Origin of the sequence: Curtobacterium sp. UNCCL17, from assembly GCF_000686685.1 — a bacterium.
In the GTDB taxonomy this organism is placed as follows: Bacteria; Actinomycetota; Actinomycetes; order Actinomycetales; family Microbacteriaceae; genus Curtobacterium; species Curtobacterium flaccumfaciens.
Map to the genome: position 1 here is coordinate 128,393 of NZ_JMLI01000022.1, position 13,006 is coordinate 141,398.

Annotated in this window: 13 protein-coding genes; 6 read left to right on the top strand and 7 right to left on the bottom strand. The window is 70.5% G+C overall.

Annotated elements, in window-relative coordinates; all coding sequences use genetic code 11:
* Window positions 1-4 precede the first annotated feature (4 nt).
* Window positions 5-415 (bottom strand): MarR family winged helix-turn-helix transcriptional regulator, encoded by a 411-nt coding sequence (locus BR70_RS0104370; protein ID WP_027465067.1) that lies wholly within the window; start codon window positions 413-415, stop codon window positions 5-7.
* 95 nt (window positions 416-510) lie between these two features.
* Between BR70_RS0104370 and BR70_RS0104375 the strand changes: the two genes are divergently transcribed.
* Window positions 511-1,263 (top strand): SDR family NAD(P)-dependent oxidoreductase, encoded by a 753-nt coding sequence (locus BR70_RS0104375; protein ID WP_027465068.1) that lies wholly within the window; start codon window positions 511-513, stop codon window positions 1,261-1,263.
* A 180-nt stretch (window positions 1,264-1,443) separates the two neighbouring features.
* On the opposite strand, the gene BR70_RS0104380 is transcribed toward BR70_RS0104375, so the two are convergent.
* The 3 genes from BR70_RS0104380 to BR70_RS0104390 form a co-directional block, all read right to left on the bottom strand.
* A complete protein-coding gene (locus tag BR70_RS0104380) occupies window positions 1,444-2,388 on the bottom strand; it encodes an acetamidase/formamidase family protein (protein ID WP_027465069.1) in 945 nt (314 codons plus the stop codon).
* Between the two features lie 124 nt (window positions 2,389-2,512).
* Complete coding sequence (locus tag BR70_RS0104385; protein ID WP_027465070.1) at window positions 2,513-2,782, bottom strand: hypothetical protein; 270 nt, start codon at window positions 2,780-2,782, stop codon at window positions 2,513-2,515.
* 11 nt (window positions 2,783-2,793) lie between these two features.
* Window positions 2,794-3,951 (bottom strand): inorganic phosphate transporter, encoded by a 1,158-nt coding sequence (locus tag BR70_RS0104390; RefSeq protein ID WP_027465071.1) that lies wholly within the window; start codon window positions 3,949-3,951, stop codon window positions 2,794-2,796.
* Between the two features lie 105 nt (window positions 3,952-4,056).
* Between BR70_RS0104390 and BR70_RS0104395 the strand changes: the two genes are divergently transcribed.
* The 3 genes from BR70_RS0104395 to BR70_RS22125 all read left to right on the top strand — a co-directional run bounded on the left by BR70_RS0104395 (window position 4,057) and on the right by BR70_RS22125 (window position 6,603).
* The gene (locus tag BR70_RS0104395) at window positions 4,057-4,926 is read left to right on the top strand and encodes an alpha/beta hydrolase (RefSeq protein WP_027465072.1); all 870 of its coding nucleotides are present in this window, start codon (window positions 4,057-4,059) and stop codon (window positions 4,924-4,926) included.
* A 131-nt stretch (window positions 4,927-5,057) separates the two neighbouring features.
* The gene (locus tag BR70_RS0104400) at window positions 5,058-6,107 is read left to right on the top strand and encodes a lipoate-protein ligase LplAB (RefSeq protein ID WP_027465073.1); all 1,050 of its coding nucleotides are present in this window, start codon (window positions 5,058-5,060) and stop codon (window positions 6,105-6,107) included.
* Between the two features lie 166 nt (window positions 6,108-6,273).
* Complete coding sequence (locus BR70_RS22125; RefSeq protein WP_051596634.1) at window positions 6,274-6,603, top strand: hypothetical protein; 330 nt, start codon at window positions 6,274-6,276, stop codon at window positions 6,601-6,603.
* Window positions 6,604-6,640: 37 nt separating this feature from the next.
* On the opposite strand, the gene BR70_RS0104410 is transcribed toward BR70_RS22125, so the two are convergent.
* Entirely contained in the window at window positions 6,641-6,931 is a 291-nt protein-coding gene (locus BR70_RS0104410) for a GNAT family N-acetyltransferase (protein ID WP_027465074.1), read from the bottom strand.
* 140 nt (window positions 6,932-7,071) lie between these two features.
* On the opposite strand from BR70_RS0104410, the gene BR70_RS0104415 reads away from it, so the two are divergent.
* Both BR70_RS0104415 and BR70_RS0104420 read left to right on the top strand, forming a co-directional pair.
* Window positions 7,072-7,962: a DNA-methyltransferase gene (locus tag BR70_RS0104415; protein ID WP_027465075.1), complete on the top strand. Its 891-nt coding sequence runs from the start codon at window positions 7,072-7,074 to the stop codon at window positions 7,960-7,962.
* A gap of 87 nt (window positions 7,963-8,049) precedes the next feature.
* Entirely contained in the window at window positions 8,050-8,556 is a 507-nt protein-coding gene (locus BR70_RS0104420; protein WP_027465076.1) for a hypothetical protein, read from the top strand.
* A gap of 154 nt (window positions 8,557-8,710) precedes the next feature.
* Here BR70_RS0104420 and BR70_RS0104425 read toward each other — a convergent pair whose 3' ends face one another.
* Both BR70_RS0104425 and pgm read right to left on the bottom strand, forming a co-directional pair.
* Window positions 8,711-11,158: an MDR family MFS transporter gene (locus tag BR70_RS0104425; RefSeq protein WP_027465077.1), complete on the bottom strand. Its 2,448-nt coding sequence runs from the start codon at window positions 11,156-11,158 to the stop codon at window positions 8,711-8,713.
* Between the two features lie 223 nt (window positions 11,159-11,381).
* Complete coding sequence (gene pgm / locus BR70_RS0104430) at window positions 11,382-13,001, bottom strand: phosphoglucomutase (alpha-D-glucose-1,6-bisphosphate-dependent) (protein WP_027465078.1); 1,620 nt, start codon at window positions 12,999-13,001, stop codon at window positions 11,382-11,384.
* Window positions 13,002-13,006 lie beyond the last annotated feature (5 nt).

A 13,006-nucleotide genomic window follows, 5' to 3' on the forward strand; every position in this document is an offset into this window, starting at 1 on the left:
GCGGTCACTGCTGGGCCAGCCTCCTCATGATCTCGGTGGCGTCGGCGAGGGTGCTCCGCTCGGCGGCGGTGAGTGCTGCGAGTCGCGGGGAGAGCCAGCCGTCGCGGCGGCGTCGGGTCTCCTCGACGAAGGCGGCTCCGGCGGATGTCGCACCGAGCAGCACCTTGCGGCGGTCGTCGCCGTGCCCGCACTTGGACACCAGGCCCCGCTCGACCAGCACCGCGACGGTCTTCGTCATCGACGGCGGGGTGACGCCGTCCTGTCGGCTCAGGTCGGCCAGGGTCATGGCGCCGTCGCGGTGCAGTCGGGCGAGGGCGGAGAACTGCGCGTCCGTGACGCTCGAGTCGGCCTTCTGGGCACGGAGGGTGCGGGACAGCCGGTTCACCGCGATGCGGAGGTCGGTGGCGTCGGTCATCGGTCGTTAGCCTAGCTCATTAGTTCAGCGAACGAACTGGATTTCGGGTGTACCGTGCTCTTAGACAACACGTGTTGCCGAGAGAGAAGGAGAACATGTCCGAGTTCGAGGGCAAGGTCGCCGTCGTCACCGGTGGTGGCAGCGGCATCGGCGAGTCCGTCGCGAAGGAGCTCGCAGCGGCGGGCGCCACGGTGGTCGTCGCCGACATCAACCTGGCGGGCGCCGAGCGCGTCGCCGCGTCGATCGTCGAGGCCGGTGGCACCGCTCGCGCGTTCGAGGCGAACTCCGCGGTCGCCGCGGACAACGAGCGCATGGTGCAGTTCGCGGTCGACACGTTCGGCGCGCTGCACCTCGCCGTGAACAACGCCGGCATCGCTGCGGCACCGCAGCCGATCGGCGAGTACGACATCGCCGCCTGGGACCGCGTCCGTGCGGTCGACCTGGACGGCGTCTTCTACGGGCTGCGCTACGAGATCCCCGCGATGGTGGCCGCCGGCGGTGGCGCGATCGTGAACATGGCGTCGGTGCTCGGCGTGGTCGGGATGGCCCAGAACGCGGCGTACGTCACCTCGAAGCACGCGCTCGCCGGACTGACCAAGGTCGCCGCGCTCGAGTACTCGTCGCAGGGCGTCCGCACGAACGCCGTGGGCCCCGGGTTCATCGACACCCCGCTGCTCCGGAAGTCGCTCTCGCCCGAGGCAGTCGCGGCACTCGAGGACGAGCACGCCACGAAGCGGCTCGGCACCGTCGCCGAGGTCGCCGCGCTCGTGCTGTTCCTGCTGAGCGACAAGGCCTCGTTCATCACGGGCAGCTACCACCTGGTGGACGGCGGCTACTCCGCCCACTGACGGGTCGGGCGTACCTGGTCGTTCCGGGCGTGCCGGGTCGAAACGGGCGTACCTGGTCGGTTCTTTCGACCAGGTACGCCCGTTTCCGCTTTCCAGCGCGGGTGCGATGGGAAGGACCGTCGGACGGGAGGCCCGCCCAGCGTGCGCCGGTCGGCTCGCGGTGGGTGGGCCTCCCGTCCTTCAGTGCCGCGCGTCCGTCAGGATCGCGTCGTGCGGGAGCAGCGCGTGCACGCCCCACGTGCGGTTCGCGACCTGCGTGATGCGCATGCTCACCGCCACGCTCGCCATCGCGAGTGCCTCGGCGCGGCCGATCCCGTGCAGCCCGGCGATCCAGTCGACCATCCGGTCGAGCGCCGTGGCCGTCGCGACGTTGAGGTCGGCATCGAAGCCGAAGGTGATGCGTCCGGCGGGGGTGTCGGCGTGCACACCGTCGACCGGAGCCCGGTCGAGGAGCGTCAGGGTCATCGTCGTGGTCATGCCGCACTCGACCGCCGTCCCGGAGACCTCGCCGTCGCCCTGGGCCGCGTGCCCGTCGCCGACGTGGAGCAGGGCGTCCGGCACCGTCACGGGCAGGTACAGGGTGGAGCCGGCGATCAGCTCGCGGCAGTCGACGTTGCCGCCGCCGACCGTGCGGGGCGGGATCGTCGAGTGCTCCCCGGTGGGTTCGGGTGGGACGCCGACGACGCCGAGGAACGGTGCCGTCCGCACCCCGAGGCCGAGCTGGTTCACGGCGACTCCGGCGGGCACGTCGACGTCCCAGAGCAGCGGGCCGCGCGACGCCGGATCGGTCAGCCCGAGTGCGCGGTTCACCGGGGAGTCGACCCCACCCGAGGCCGTGTAGCCCCAGTCGTCGGGCACGAGGCCGTCGAAGTGCACCGCCAGGACCATCCCCGGACGTGCTCCCGCGACGGCGATCGGCCCGACCAGGCAGTGGCCCCGGCGCGGGTCGATCAGGGTCGGGGCGTCCAGGCCCGGGCCCGGCTGGCGTTCCGTGTAGCCCGCGGCGCTCAGGGTTCGGACCGTCACCGTGTCGCCCGGTTCCACGGTCAGGACCGGCTGGCGTTCGGCGGTGAAGACGTCGACTGCGGAGTCGACCGTGGCGTCGAGGTGGTGGTGGGTGGTCACCCGTCGATCATCCCAGGCGGGGGTTCCGGGCGTGCCTGGTCGGATCGGGCGTGCCTGGTCGGAAGTTCTGACCAGGTACGCCCGATTCCACCAGGCATCGCGGGTGTTCTGGGAAGGAACGTCCTCAGTGGAACTGGGGGATCGTCAACCAGATGCCCGCCAGCACCGCGGCGATGCACAGCGCGAAGCACACCACGGCTCCCGCCAGTGCCGCCGGCGGGGTGTGCCCGGAGCGCGGGGTCTCGTCGGAGTACTGCGTGCGCTCGCCGCCCGCGTCGTCCGGCTGCCCGGTCCCGAGCAACCGGAGGCCGAGCGTGTACACGAGCACCAGGCCCACGGCGGCCACGAAGCCGACGCCGGCGACCGTGCCGATCGCGGTGAAGTCGATGTCCATCGTCGTTCCCCTCAGTTCGTCGCGCCGGTCGGCTGCGGCTCGGCTTGCTCGGCCGGCCCGGACTCGGTGGTGATGTCCTCGTGCGAGATCGGCTTGCGCTTGGCGAGGACGTAGAAGGTGAGCCCGCCGGCCAGGGCGAGGACCGCGACGAGCACCAGCCCGAAGGCCGAGGTCGACGCGAGCCAGGTCGCGAGCGCCCCGACCACCGCAGCGGCGGGCAGCGTGATCACCCACGCGACGACGATGCGGCCGACGACCGACCAGTGCACGTCGGCGAGCTTCTTGCCGAGCCCCGAACCGACGACCGCGCCGCTCGTCACGTGGGTCGTCGAGAGCGCGAAGCCCAGGTGCGACGAGATGAGGATCGTCGCGGCGGAGCTCGTCTCGGCGGCGAAGCCCTGCGGCGACTGCACGTCGGAGATCTTCTTGCCGACGGTCTGCATGATCCGCCAGCCGCCCATGTACGTGCCGAGGCCGATCGCGAGCCCGCAGGCCAGGATCACCCAGAGCGCCGGACCGGTGCCGGCGGCCTGGTAGTTCGCGGCGATGAGGGTCAGCGTGATGACGCCCATCGTCTTCTGCGCGTCGTTCGTGCCGTGTGCGAGCGACACCAGCGACGCCGAGATCGTCTGCCCGTGCCGGAACCCCGTCGCCGCACCGTGCGTCGTCGCGTTCTTCGTGAGCACGTACGCCAGGTACGTCGCGACCAGGGCGATCACCCCGGCGATGACCGGGGAGAGCAGCGCCGGCAGCACGACCTTCGACACCACCGTCGCCCAGCTGATCGAGTTCAGACCGGCCCCGATGATCGAGGCGCCGATGAGCCCGCCGAAGAGCGCGTGCGTGGAGGACGACGGCAGCCCGAGGTACCAGGTCGCCAGGTTCCAGAGCACCGCGCCGACGAGCCCCGCGAAGATCATCGTGGGGGAGATGTGGATGCCGTCCTGCCCCTCACGGATGATGCCCTGCGAGACGGTCTTGGCGACCTCGGTGGACAGGAACGCGCCGACCACGTTGAGCACGGCGGAGATGAGCACGGCGGTCCGGGGCTTGAGCGCTCCCGTGGCGACCGACGTGGCCATGGCGTTCGCGGTGTCGTGGAAGCCGTTCGTGAAGTCGAACACGAGGGCCACGACGATCACCAGCGTGACGATGACGATGACGTCCATGCGCAGGACGCTAGGCCCGCCCGGAACCCCCTGCGTGAACGCCGGGTGAACAGGTCCGGGATGGAGCGCGTCTGCGAGGATGGCAGTGTCTGAAAGGATGCGAGTGTGCCCACCTTCTCCGCCGCTCGCGGCGACGCCTCGTTCACCGACGCCCACGGCGTCGAGATCGTCTACTCGACCTGGCGTGCGGCGCGGCCGAAGGGTGTCGTGCAGATCGCGCACGGGGTCGGGGAGCACGGGCTCCGGTACGAACCGCTCGCGCAGGACCTGGTGCGCGCCGGCTACACCGTGCACGCGAACGACCACCGCGGGCACGGACGCACCGGCCTGACCCAGTGGGACGGCGACCACGCCAAGCTCGGGCGGCTCGGCCCCGGCGGGCTGCGCGCGGCGATCGCCGCGGTGGAGCAGATGAGCGCGGTCGCGCGGGCCGACGAACCCGGGCTGCCGCTCGTGCTGCTCGGGCACTCGTGGGGGTCGCTCATGGCGCAGCGGATCGTGAACACCTCATCCGACCGCTACGACGGCGTCGTCCTGTCCGCGAGTGCCTACCGGCTGCCCGGCTGGATGAACAGCGGCGACCTCAACGCCCGGCACGCGGGGTCGGGTCCCACCAAGTACGAGTGGCTCACCCGCGACCGCACGATCATCGACGCGATGGCGCTCGACCCCCTGGCGGTCGAGGCCGACGTCATCGGGCTGTTCGGGCTCGCCGACACCCTCCGGCTGCTCGGGGTGCCGCGGCGGGGGATCCCGCACGACCTGCCGATGCTGCTGCAGGTCGGCTCCGACGACACCCTCGGGGGTCCGCGCTCGATCGAGCGTCTGGCGCAGGCGTACCGCCGACGCGGCCGGCTGTCCGACGTGACCGTGCAGGTGTACGAGGGCGCACGCCACGAGGTCTACAACGAGACGAACCGCGCAGAGGTCATCGGCGACCTGGTCGCGTGGCTCGACCGTGTGACCGCGCGCTGACGGCACTCGCCGCGTCCTGCGACGCGACCGGTGCCGGACTGGAGGCCCGTGGCGACGCCGCCACGGGCCTCCAGTCCGTCACCAGGCCGGCCCACTGCCGGGCAGTCGGCCGTCCGGAATAGGGTTGCGGCATGCACGGTGAGTACAAGGTCCCCGGAGGCAAGCTGGTCGTCGTCGACCTCGAGGTCGTCGACGGCACGATCCAGCAGTTCCGCCTGGCGGGTGACTTCTTCCTGGAACCCGACGATGCGCTGCCGCTCATCGACGCGGCCGTGAACGGGCTCCCCGCCACCACCGACGCCGCGGGCATCGCCGCAGCCGTGCGGGCGGCCCTGCCGACCGATGCGGTGCTGCTCGGCTTCACGCCCGAGTCCGTCGGCGTCGCGGTGCGCCGCGCGCTGTCGCGGGCCTCGACCTGGCGCGACCACGACTGGCAGATCGTGCACGAGGGGCCGATCAGCCCGAACGAGCACCTCGCGCTCGACCAGGTGCTGACCGAAGAGGTCGGTGCAGGCCGTCGCGGTCCCACGCTGCGCATCTGGGAGTGGGACCAGCCGGCCGTCGTGATCGGCTCGTTCCAGTCGCTCAAGAACGAGGTCGACCCCGCCGGCGCCGAGAAGTACGGCGTGCAGGTGGTCCGACGGATCTCCGGCGGCGGCGCGATGTTCATGGACGCCGGTGCCGTGATCTCGTACTCGCTCTACGTGCCGTCCGACCTGGTGCAGGGCATGACCTTCGCCGACTCGTACGCGTTCCTCGACGAATGGGTGATCGAGGCGCTCAAGTCGCTCGGCATCGAGGCGTACTACCAGCCGCTCAACGACATCACCTCGACCAAGGGCAAGATCGGCGGTGCCGCCCAGAAGCGCCTCGGTACCGGTTCGCTGCTGCACCACGCCACCATGAGCTACGACATGGACGGCGAGAAGATGGTGCAGGTGCTGCGCATCGGGCGCGAGAAGATGAGCGACAAGGGCACCACCAGCGCCGCGAAGCGCGTCGACCCGCTCCGCTCGCAGACGGGGCTGTCCCGCGCCGAGATCATCGAGCGGCTGATCGGCACCTTCACCCGCCTGTACGGGGCGACCGAGGGGCACGTGACCGAGGCCGAGCGCGAGCGGGCACAGGAGCTGGTGCGGACGAAGTTCGCGACGAAGGAGTGGCTCGAGCGGGTGCCGTGAGCCCCGTTCCGATCGACGGTGGACGCGACGGCCGGAGCTGAGGGGGGACGTCCCGGCCGCCGCTTCCTCGAGTGTGCGCCTCGACCTCATGAACCAGACGTGTGGATGATGAGAATCCCCCGCGCGGCTGATCCGCTCGCCGCGCAGCCCACGTAGCGTCGCTGCCGTGAACTGGTTGATCTTCCTGGGGGCGGTGGCCGCCGTGGCCGTCGTGGTGTGGATCGCCGATCGCATGGGGTGGATCGACCTGTCGAACAAATCCCAGCGGAGCGGTGGATCCGGAGGCATGGTCGGGATGCTGGACGAGGTGTTCGCACCGACCCGGCACGAGACGCAAGCCGAGTACGAACGGCAGGCGCGCCTGCCGAAACAGGCCCCGTCACCGGCGGACGACGACCACGACCTGCTCAGCGGCAGCGTGCTCATCCGGGTGCCGACGGTGCGGAGCGCCGGGCGGCACGAGGCCCGCGTGGGGACGCACGACCGCTCGTACTGAGCGGACGGGCGCCGCGCTCGTCTGTGCGTCGCCCGCGTCAGCGCGTCGTGAGCTCCTGGTAGTCCGGGTGCCGCTCGATCCACGCGTGCACGTAGCTGCACTGCGCGACGACCCGGCGTGACGAACTCGCACGCACGTCGTCGAGGGCGTGCTGCACCAGGATCGACGCGTGGCCACCACCGCGGTGCTCGGGATCGACCTCGGTGTGCACGAAGCGGATCTCGTCGCCGTCGATCTCGTACGCCGCGAGGCCGATGACCTCGCCGTCCTCGATCAGGGAGTACTGCTGCTTGTCGGTGTCGTTGCGGACCTCGGGTGCTGCTGCCATGCACTCGACCGTACGCCGGGGCCTGGGCGTGCGGTGCGTGTTCGCTCGGTGCGGTGCGGTGCGGTGCGGTGCGGTGCGGTGCGGTGCGGTGCGGTGCGGTGCGCGTCGAGCGTGCTCGCTCGGTGCGCGACAATGGGTCCGTGCGCAGGGGAGACGACCGAGGCCCGGACCGCGTCGTCCTCGGCGACGCCCTCGACGTGGTCCCCGCCTACCCGGACGGGTCCTTCACGCTGGTGTACCTCGACCCGCCGTTCAACACCGGCCGGTACCAGCGTCGGCACGCGACGTCCGCCGTGCCGAAGGCCGACGGTCCCGTGATGGGATTCCACGGCCGGACCTACGAGCGGGTGCGCGGCGACCTGATGTGCTTCGACGACCGGTTCGAGGACTACTGGTCGTTCCTCGAACCCCGACTCATCGAGGCCTGGCGGCTGCTCGCCGCCGACGGCACGCTGTACCTGCACCTCGACTACCGCGAGTCGCACTACGCCAAGGTGCTGCTCGACGCGCTGTTCGGCCGTGAGTCGTTCCTGAACGAGATCGTGTGGGCCTACGATTTCGGTGCCAAGTCCAAGACGCGCTGGCCCACGAAACACGACACGATCCTGGTCTACGTGAAGGACCCGTCGCGGTACTGGTTCGACTCCGAGGCCGTCGACCGCGAGCCGTACATGGCGCCGGGTCTCGTCACCCCCGAGAAGCGCGAGCGCGGCAAGCTGCCCACCGACGTCTGGTGGCACACGATCGTCTCGCCGACCGGCCGCGAGAAGACCGGCTACCCCACGCAGAAGCCCGAGGGGGTGCTGCGGCGGATCGTGCAGGCGTCCTCACGCGAGGGGGACTGGGTGCTCGACTTCTTCGCGGGCAGCGGGACCACGGGCGCCGTGGCACAGGCGTTGGGGCGGCGGTACGTACTGGTGGACGACAACCCTGCGGCGATCGACGTGATGCGGAAGCGGTTGCCGGGTGCGTCGTTCGAGGTGGCTGGAGCGCCGGCGGCAGCGGCGGGGGACGCAGCGCCGGCGGTCTGAGGCGCGGCACCGAGAACGGCAACGGCTCCCTCGACCCGACGACCCGACGATCCCTCGACCCGACGACCCAACGGAGAACCGACACCGATGACCGCCCTGAGGCAGTGGATCGCAGTCACCGTGACCACGATCGCGATCGTCGGCACGACTGCCGGCTGTTCTGGAGGACAGATGGAGAACCGACCGACCCAGGAGCCGGCCGATGCGAAGCGCAGCATCCAGCAGCTCGTCGACGACACGACCGATGCGCTCGGAGGGACGTGGACGGCCCAGGAAGGGCCGCGGCTCGGCACGTGTGAGGACGAGCGCGGCGTCGGTGAGGGTGTGAACTACACGTACATCAAGTCCCGTGCTGATCGCGGCGACGTCGAGCAGGGGATCCGGACGCTCGAGAAGCTGTGGGGCGAGCGCGGACTCGACACGAAGCGGTTCTCCGATGCCGACGCGTCCTCCAGCGGCGTCGACGGCAGCGGGGACGGCGTGGCGGACATCGGGTTCCAGTCCTCCGACCTCGGTGGGGGCGACACGGTCAGCGGTACCTCGGCGTGCGCTGCCGGGGACTACGTCGAGATGCGCGAGCGAGAGCGCTCGTAGCCTCCGCACGGGAGCGTCGATGTCGATGTCGCACGACGTCGACGGTGTCGCTCCCGCGCGGCCGCAACAGTTGCACGCGCGCAGATGCGACGAGGTCGCTGTCGTACGACAGCGACCTCGTCGTTCGGCATGAGCGAGCGAGCGCCAGCGCCGACTACTCCGCGGAGTGCCGCCCGTGTGCGTGCGCGTCGTCAGCGTCCGGCCGGGAGGCCCGGCTCGCCTCCGCCGCATCGGCTCCGGCCCCGTGGGCGTCCGGCTCCACGACCGGGGCGGCGTGGGCAGCCCGGGTCCGGATGGCGCCGGTCGTCGTCGGGGGCTCGTCGACCGGCGCAGCCGCCGAGTGTGCACCGTGCGTCGTGGCGTTCGGCAGCGGCGCGCGGGTGTCGTCGACCCCGTGCGGCAGCACCGAGACGTCCGACGCTCCGGCAGCCCGGGCGGACCGCGGCTGCACGTCCGGCGACGTCGGAACGTCGGGCGAGGTCGGGAACGACCCCGTCGGCACCGGACCGGCTCCAGGTGCGGCGGCGGCAGCGGCTGCAGCGGCGCTCCCGTCCGACCCCGCACCGGCAGCCGTGCGCGCGGCATCGGCCTGCTCCTGCAGCGCCGAGGTCTTGCGGAGCGGCGGCACCCGGAAGAACCACGTCAGCACGAACGCGAGCAGGATCACCGCGAGGCCGACGTAGTAGACGCGGACGGCCGAGTCGCTGAACCCGACCAGGAACGGACGGCTCAGCCGGGGGTCCGCCCCGTTCAGGAACGACGTGTCGCTCGTCGCCGAGTCGGTGGACGAGCTCGCGGCCGAGTCGCCGCTCTTGAGCTGCTTGATGAGCGTCGGGGCGACCTGCTCGACGACGTTCTCCCGCTGCCCCTTGTCGGAGTAGTCGATCTGCAGCGTGCCGTCGACGACCGAGGCGTTCGCCTTCGTGGCCGCCGTCTCGAGCGCCTGCTGTTCGGCTGCGGGCTTGGCGTCGTCGACCTGCTGGGCGATGATCGTGTCCGCTGCGGCGGCCGGGACGGTCCCCGCGGCGACCTGCTGCTGCACGGCTGCCGTCACCTGCTTGGTCACGGCGGCGTCGGCGGCCTGCTTCGCCTGCGCGGTGCCCTGGTCGAGACCGTCCTGCACCTTCTTCTGCACCGGGTCGACGATCTTCGTCCAGATCTCGTCCATCACGCCCTGGTTCCTCGACGCGTTCGCGACCGAGGGCGTCATCGCGGCGTTGAGCGCGCTCTTCAGGTCGGACTCGTTCTGCATCGCGGCGCTGATGTTCGTCGGCATCAGGGTGAACAGCACGGAGAGCAGGACAGCGGTGCCCATCGTGCCGCCGATCTGGCGGAAGAACGTCGCGGCGCTCGTGGCGACACCGATGTCCCGCGGTGACACCGAGTTCTGCGCGGCGAGGGTCAGCGTCTGCATGAGCTGCCCGAGTCCGAGCCCGATGCCGAACATGCCGAGCATCAGGAACCACAGGGGCCGGTCGGCGGTCAGGAACGTCAGGACCGTGAAGCCGATCGCCGTGAACGCCGTTCCGGTGATCGGGAAGACCTGGTAGTTGCCGGTCCGCGAGATGATCTGACCGGAGGCGATCGACGAGATCATCAGGCCGAGCACCATCGGCAGCATGGCGAAGCCGGACTCGGTCGGGGTCACGCCCTTGACGATCTGCAGGTAGAGCGGGATCGTCAGCATCGCGCCGAACATGCCGAAGCCGACGAGCACGGACAGGATCGCGGACATCGAGAACACCCGCGATCCGAACAGCTTCATCGGCAGGATCGCATCGTCGCCCATGGCCCGCTCGACGATGATGAACGCGATCAGGCCGAGGGCGCCGATGGCGTAGCAGGCGAAGGCGGCGGGGGAGTCCCAGCCCCACTCGCGGCCCTGCTCGGCGATGAGCAGCAGCGGCACGAGCGTGACGATGACGAGCGTCGCACCCCACCAGTCGATGCGGGGCTTGCCCCGGTCGCCGAACTTCGGCAGGTGCAGGAACGTCAGCACCATGAACAGGGCGATGATGCCGATCGGCACGTTGATCAGGAATACCCAGCGCCAGCCGGCGATGAACAGCAGCTGGTCCGCGCCGGCGAAGACGCCGCCGACGAGCGGCCCGATGACGGACGAGATGCCGAAGACCGCCAGGAAGTAGCCCTGGTACTTCGCCCGCTCGCGTGGGGCGAGCATGTCGCCCATGATCGCCAGCGGCAGGGACATCAGACCGCCGGCACCCAGGCCCTGCAGCGCGCGGAACCCGGCGAGCATGAGCATCGAGTCGGAGAACGACGCCGCGAACGAACCGACGATGAAGATGCCGATCGCGGTGATGAAGAGCGGCCGGCGACCGAAGATGTCGGAGAGCTTGCCGTAGATCGGGGTCGTCACCGTCGATGCGATGAGGTACCCGGTGGTGACCCAGGCCTGCTGGTCGAGTCCGTGCAGGTCGTCACCGATGGTGCGGATCGCGGTGCCGACGATCGTCTGGTCGAGGGCACCGAGGAACATGCCGGCCATCAGGCCGTAGATCACCAACAGGATCTGTCGGTGGTTCATCACGACGTTGGACGCCGTGGTGGGGGCCGCGGGGGCGGTCGCCGTCTGGGTCATGAGCAGGGTCTCCCGGGGTACCGATGCGCTGGCAGAACGATTTTTGCGCTGCCTGCAAAGTTACAACTGCCGCAAGTGCTCGGTCGCACCGAGACGGCTTCCTGAGTGGATCGGCAGTCACGGTACGCCCAGTGGGCCCCGGTGGCACACGGCCTGGAGGCCCGGCTCGGTTCCGGCGGACGGGCTGCGGTGTCCGACACCCGCAGCCCGTCCGACGAGGGCGCTACGCGCCCAGGGCTGCGTCGACGATCTCCTTGGCCTCACGCTGCACCTGCTCGAGGTGCTCCTGCCCGACGAAGCTCTCCGCGTAGATCTTGTAGACGTCCTCGGTGCCCGACGGGCGCGCGGCGAACCACGCCTTGTCGGTGACGACCTTCACGCCGCCGACGGCTGCGTCGTTGCCCGGGGCCTTCGACAGCTTCGCGGTGATCGGGTCACCGGCCAGGGTGTCCGCGGTGATGGCGTCGCCGTCGAGCTTGCCGAGGCGGGCCTTCTGCTCCTTCGAGGCCGCGGCGTCGACGCGCTGGTAGACCGGGGCACCGAAGCGCTCGGTCAGCTCGGCGTAGAGCTGCGACGGGGTTTTGCCGGTGACGGCGACGATCTCGGACGCCAGGAGCGCCAGGATGATGCCGTCCTTGTCGGTGGTCCACGCGGTGCCGTCGGTGCGCAGGAACGACGCACCCGCGGATTCCTCGCCGCCGAAGGCCACGGAGCCGTCGATCAGGCCGGGGACGAACCACTTGAAGCCGACCGGGACCTCCCACAGGCGACGGCCCAGGGACTCGGCGACGCGGTCGATGATGCTCGACGACACCAGGGTCTTGCCGATCGCGGCGTCGTCGCGCCACTCGGGCCGGTGCGCGTAGAGGTACTCGATCGCGACCGCGAGGTAGTGGTTCGGGTTCATCAGTCCGCCGTCGGGCGTGACGATCCCGTGCCGGTCGGAGTCGGCGTCGTTACCCGTCAGCACGTCGAAGTCGTCCTTGCGAGCGAGCACCGAGGCCATCGCCGAGGGGCTCGACGGGTCCATCCGGATCTTGCCGTCCCAGTCGAGCGTCATGAACGCCCACGTGGGGTCGACCTCGGGGTTCACGACGGTCAGGTCGAGTCCGTAGTGGTCGCGGATGGCGTTCCAGTACGGCAGCGAGGCGCCACCGAGCGGGTCGGCGCCGATCTTCACGCCGGCACGCTTGATCGCGGCGATGTCGATGATGTTCTCGAGGTCGGCGACGTACGTGTTCAGGAAGTCGTAGCGCTCGGGCGCGGCGTCCTCGGTGCGCTGCACCTCGGCGTTGCCGCCCTCGATGATCGCGTTCGCGCGGTTCGCGATCCAGCTCGTGGCGTCGCTGTCGGCGGGACCGCCGTGCGGCGGGTTGTACTTGAAGCCGCCGTCGCGGGGCGGGTTGTGGCTCGGCGTGATGACGATGCCGTCGGCCGTGTCCGGGTTGCCGGCGCGGTTGTAGCGGATGATCGCGTGGCTCAGCGCGGGCGTCGGCACGAAACCGTCCTGGCTGTCGGCGAGCACGCGCACGCCGTTGGCGGCGAGGACCTGCAGAGCGGTCTGCTCGGCGGGGGCCGAGAGCGCGTGGGTGTCGCGGCCGATGAAGAGCGGCCCGTCGGTGCCCTGCTCGCGGCGGTACTCCACGATCGCCTGCGTGATCGCGGCGATGTGGGTGTCGTTGAAGGCGGTGTCGAGCGACGACCCGCGGTGTCCGGACGTGCCGAACACGACCTTCTGCTCGGGGACCGAGACGTCGGGCACTCGGTCGTGGTAGGCGGCGAGGAGCTCGTCGAGGTCGACGAGGTCGTCTGCGGTCGCTGGGGTGCCGGCGCGGTCGTTCATGCGTC

Excerpts from the sequence above, each read along its gene's own strand:
- BR70_RS0104400 (WP_027465073.1), top strand. The coding sequence starts at position 5,058 with ATGCACGGTGAGTACAAGGTCCCCGGAGGCAAGCTGGTCGTCGTCGAC.
- BR70_RS0104390 (WP_027465071.1), bottom strand. The coding sequence starts at position 3,951 with ATGGACGTCATCGTCATCGTCACGCTGGTGATCGTCGTGGCCCTCGTG.
- pgm (WP_027465078.1), bottom strand. The coding sequence starts at position 13,001 with ATGAACGACCGCGCCGGCACCCCAGCGACCGCAGACGACCTCGTCGAC.
- BR70_RS0104375 (WP_027465068.1), top strand. The coding sequence starts at position 511 with ATGTCCGAGTTCGAGGGCAAGGTCGCCGTCGTCACCGGTGGTGGCAGC.
- BR70_RS0104370 (WP_027465067.1), bottom strand. The coding sequence starts at position 415 with ATGACCGACGCCACCGACCTCCGCATCGCGGTGAACCGGCTGTCCCGC.
- BR70_RS0104385 (WP_027465070.1), bottom strand. The coding sequence starts at position 2,782 with ATGGACATCGACTTCACCGCGATCGGCACGGTCGCCGGCGTCGGCTTC.
- BR70_RS0104425 (WP_027465077.1), bottom strand. The coding sequence starts at position 11,158 with ATGACCCAGACGGCGACCGCCCCCGCGGCCCCCACCACGGCGTCCAAC.
- BR70_RS0104410 (WP_027465074.1), bottom strand. The coding sequence starts at position 6,931 with ATGGCAGCAGCACCCGAGGTCCGCAACGACACCGACAAGCAGCAGTAC.
- BR70_RS0104420 (WP_027465076.1), top strand. The coding sequence starts at position 8,050 with ATGACCGCCCTGAGGCAGTGGATCGCAGTCACCGTGACCACGATCGCG.